The 244-nt window shown below is 67.2% G+C and carries 1 pseudogene; it reads left to right on the top strand.

The annotated features are described in order from the left end of the window. Positions 1–244, top strand: a pseudogene (locus KVS69_RS20270) (keto-deoxy-phosphogluconate aldolase); the annotation flags it as partial.

Below are 244 nucleotides of genomic sequence, written 5' to 3'. Positions count from 1 at the left end.
ATACGCGTCATGGCCGGCCAGAGCGAAAACAAGACCGAAAAGCTGCTTTCCATCCTGAAGCTGCAGCCCGTCGTGCCGGTGCTGATCGTCGAGGACGCGAAATCGGCGGTCGGGCTGGCGAGGGCGCTTGTCGCCGGCGGCCTGAAGGCGATCGAGATCACCATGCGCACGCCGGCCGCGCTCGATGCGGTGAAGGCGGTGGCTGCGGAAGTCGAGGGCGCCAATGTGGGCGCCGGCACGATCC

Origin of the sequence: Stenotrophomonas sp. GbtcB23, from assembly GCF_019091045.1 — a bacterium.
GTDB lineage: Bacteria > Pseudomonadota > Gammaproteobacteria > Xanthomonadales > Xanthomonadaceae > Stenotrophomonas > Stenotrophomonas rhizophila_A.
The sequence above is the reverse complement of the archived record's forward strand: the minus strand, read 5'-3'. Positions and strand labels throughout refer to the sequence as shown.